Here is a 3,918-nt window from a genome sequence, read left to right as displayed (position 1 = left end):
GCTTGAAATTGCATCCGAAGTAGTTGTTCACCGCATTACTCAGGTAGGTCGTATTCGTGCCGGATACTATACAGTAATACTAATTGTTTGAACACCAGTTATATGTGTGACAACTTTAATGATGTAAGGGCCGTTTCAGGTCCTTTTTTATTTATAATTGACAATAATATCCGGTAAACTATCTACTGCTTTTTGTTTGAGTTCATCTATGATATGAACATATTTTTCAGTGTGCCGGGTAGTAGAATGTCCTGCAAGGCTGGCGGCGGTCTTGATATTAGCTCCATTTGCCATAATGTTGGTGATAAATGAGTGCCGGGCACAGTGGAAGGTGATGTGCTTGTGTATATTAGCCCTTTTGACCCATTTGTTTAAAATTCTTAGTGTGTAAGAATAGGAGGGGAGCCCGAATACCAACTCCTCGTTAATGCCTTTATGTCTTTGCAGGAGCTTGATGGCAGTGTGGTTTAAGTTTAGATGCAAGATTGCGTTTTTGGAGTGTGACTGTACTTTCTGTTGTAGAATAGTAAGGCGGTTTGATGAGAAATCTATGTCTTTATATTGCAGTTGGTGCACATCACACCAGCGCAGCCCACAATAGCAAGAGAACAAGAATGCCCTTTTTACTTCGTTGTTGGGGCATGGAGTGATAGCAAGTTTCTGAATCTCTTTTAAGCTGAGGATTGCTTTGGTTACCTCATCAAACTGCATCAGGCGGATACCATCTGTAGGGTTAGAGGTCATTAACTTTTTTTCTATACATTTATTGATGCACATTCTGAATTTCTTGAAATATCCGATGGGAGTGTTACCTCGGAGATGACCCCTGAGATACTCAAGAAAATTTATACAAAAATCTTTTGTGAGAAGGGTTACAGGTAAGCTTTTCTTTCTTGTAAACAGTCGCAGATGGGTGATACATGCCCTGACCATTTTCTTGTCCTTTTTGTGATAGGTATCCAGGTATTGTCCTATCAGAATATAGAAATCGGGAACATTGCTTTTATCTGTTGGAAGTATATCATCGAATGTATTTTCTATATCGTTCAGATGATATTCAACAGATAAGAATTCTAGTTCCTTCTTTGCTCTTATCTGCCTGGCAATTAGTACCTTGTTTCTGTTTTCCGCTCTTCGCTCTGCACTGGTAGGAGCGTCCAGGATGATGCCCAAATACTCTTTGCGGCGCTTCCCGTTATAACTGTAATTCAAATAAAGCGAAACTCTTCCTTTGTTCAATTGTTTCTTTCCTAATGTAATTCCCATAATGAATAATAATTAATACAATAATAATGTTGAAAAGAAGGACCAGAGAGGAACTGAAAATGAATTCCTCCATCTTTCTTTCTATAATAATAATATCTTTTGTACCTTTGTGTCATAAACAAAAAAATGGAAGAAAATTTTGATATACGCGAGCAACAGCTCACAACTAAGGAACGCGATTTTGAGAATGCCTTACGTCCGCTGAATTTTGAAGATTTCAGCGGGCAGGATAAGGTAGTGGATAATCTGCGCATCTTTGTCAAGGCGGCGCGTCTGCGGGCCGAGGCGTTAGACCATGTTCTTTTGCACGGACCTCCCGGCTTGGGCAAGACGACCTTAAGTAATATCATTGCCAATGAACTGGGAGTAGGTTTTAAAGTGACCTCAGGACCGGTGCTGGATAAACCGGGTGATTTGGCGGGAGTACTGACCAGCCTGGAACCCAATGATGTGCTTTTTATTGATGAAATACATCGGTTGAGCCCTGTGGTAGAAGAATATCTGTATTCTGCCATGGAGGATTATCGTATCGATATAATGATAGACAAGGGACCTTCGGCGCGTAGTATCCAGTTGGAGTTGAGCCCGTTTACTTTGGTTGGAGCCACTACCCGGAGTGGGTTGCTGACTGCGCCTTTGCGTGCCCGTTTTGGAATTAATCTTCATTTGGAGTATTATGACGATGATGTATTGACAAGCATTATCCGTCGTTCAGCTACTATATTGAATGTGCCTTGTGACGTGAAAGCGGCGGGTGAGATTGCTTCGCGCAGCCGTGGAACGCCCCGTATTGCAAATGCGCTGTTGAGGCGCGTCCGTGATTTTGCCCAGGTGAAAGGTTCCGGAAGGATTGATGTGGAAATTGCCCGGTTTGCTTTAGAAGCCTTGAACATTGACAGGTATGGACTGGATGAGATAGATAACAAGATTTTATGTACTATTATAGATAAGTTTAAGGGAGGCCCTGTGGGGCTGACTACTATTGCAACCGCTTTGGGTGAAGACGCCGGAACAATAGAGGAGGTTTATGAACCTTTTTTGATTAAAGAAGGTTTCTTAAAACGTACTCCGCGTGGACGTGAGGTCACGGAACTGGCCTATATGCACCTGGGACGGAGCATTTATAATAGTCAGAAGACATTATTTGATGATTAAAAGATGGCAGGATTAAAAGCATTAGCCAAGGAAACAGCCATATATGGGATGAGTAGTATCATCGGGCGGTTCCTGAATTATTTGTTAGTACCGATATATACCAACGCTTTGCCTGTGGAATCGGGGGGCTATGGTATCATTACCAATATGTATGCTATAACTGCCTTGCTGATGGTGCTTTTAACATATGGTATGGAAACCGGATTTTTCCGGTTTGCCAATAAGGGGGTGGATGATCCGATGCGCGTCTATTCCACTACTTTGCTTTCGGTAGGGGCGACTGCGCTCTTGTTTTTAATCGTTTGTCTTTCTTTTCTGCATCCCATAGCAGGTTTCTTGGGATATGGAGAGCATCCGTGGTATATGGGGATGATGCTGATTGTAGTCGCAATGGACGCTTTCCAAGCTATTCCTTTTGCTTATTTGCGATATAAGAAACGCCCTGTTAAGTTCGCTGCATTGAAATTGTTGTTCATTTTTGCCAGCATTGCCTTGAATATCGCTTATTTTGTAGGTATGAAAGGAGAGAATGTCGGAGTGGCTTTTGCTATAAATCTGGCTTGTACTTCTTTGGTGATGCTGTGTATGTGGAAAGAATTGGTGGGCTTCAGGTATGTGCTGGACAGGGAGTTGTTGCGGCGTATGCTGCATTATTCTTTCCCGATATTGATTCTGGGTATTGCCGGAATCTTAAATCAGGTAGCCGATAAAATTATTTTTCCGTTTGTTTATCCTGATAAGGCGGAGGCGACCATCCAGTTGGGTATTTATGGGGCTGCCAGTAAAATAGCTATGATAATGGCCATGCTGACACAGGCTTTCCGGTTTGCATACGAGCCGTTTGTTTTTAGTAAGAGTAAAGAAAAGGATAGTCGGGAAATGTATGCCAAAGCGATGAAGTTTTTCATTATCTTCACTTTGCTGGCCTTTTTGGCTGTTATGTTTTACCTTGATATATTGCGTTATATTTTAGGACGTGATTATTGGGTAGGGCTTAAAGTTGTACCTATTGTCATGGCTGCCGAAATGTTTATGGGTATTTATTTCAATCTTTCTTTTTGGTATAAGCTGATTGATGAAACAAAATGGGGAGCTTATTTTTCATTGGTGGGATGCAGTATCATTATCCTGATAAATATTTTCCTTATTCCGGTATTTGGCTATATGGCGTGTGCGTGGGCAGGTTTTGCCGGATATGGAGTAGCTATGCTTCTCTCTTATTTTGTAGGGCAGAAAAAATATCCTATTAATTATGATTTGAAAGCGATAGGTAACTATGTGGCGTTAGCGCTGGTACTTTACATTGTTTCAGTTTATCTTCCTATTCAAAATATATTCTTGTTGTTGGGTGTTCGTACATTACTGTTGTTATTGTTTGTGGCATATATTGTGAAAACGGACTTCCCCTTGCAGCAGATACCTGTTATAAACCGATACATAAAGAAATAGCTATGAGTGACCTGAAGAATGATTTGAAGAATGTGCCTTATATAAAGC

Annotated in this window: 3 protein-coding genes; 2 read left to right on the top strand and 1 reads right to left on the bottom strand. The window is 41.2% G+C overall.

The window, feature by feature from the left end; all coding sequences use genetic code 11:
- Positions 1-147 precede the first annotated feature (147 nt).
- Positions 148-1,266 (bottom strand): site-specific integrase, encoded by a 1,119-nt coding sequence (locus AB5062_RS22415; RefSeq protein ID WP_118410253.1) that lies wholly within the window; start codon positions 1,264-1,266, stop codon positions 148-150.
- Positions 1,267-1,392: 126 nt separating this feature from the next.
- Here AB5062_RS22415 and ruvB point away from each other — a divergent pair, with 126 nt between their 5' ends.
- Both ruvB and AB5062_RS22405 read left to right on the top strand, forming a co-directional pair.
- The gene (ruvB, locus tag AB5062_RS22410) at positions 1,393-2,421 is read left to right on the top strand and encodes a Holliday junction branch migration DNA helicase RuvB (RefSeq protein WP_005838742.1); all 1,029 of its coding nucleotides are present in this window, start codon (positions 1,393-1,395) and stop codon (positions 2,419-2,421) included.
- 3 nt (positions 2,422-2,424) lie between these two features.
- Positions 2,425-3,870 carry a lipopolysaccharide biosynthesis protein gene (locus AB5062_RS22405; RefSeq protein WP_005838743.1) on the top strand — a complete coding sequence of 482 codons (1,446 nt, stop codon included), beginning with the start codon at positions 2,425-2,427 and terminating at the stop codon, positions 3,868-3,870.
- Positions 3,871-3,918 lie beyond the last annotated feature (48 nt).

The organism is Phocaeicola sp. RTP21359st1_B8_RTP21360_211022 (assembly GCF_040911965.1).
Lineage (GTDB): Bacteria > Bacteroidota > Bacteroidia > Bacteroidales > Bacteroidaceae > Phocaeicola > Phocaeicola vulgatus.
Note: the sequence above shows the minus strand (reverse complement) of the source record. Positions and strands in the feature narration are given on the sequence as shown.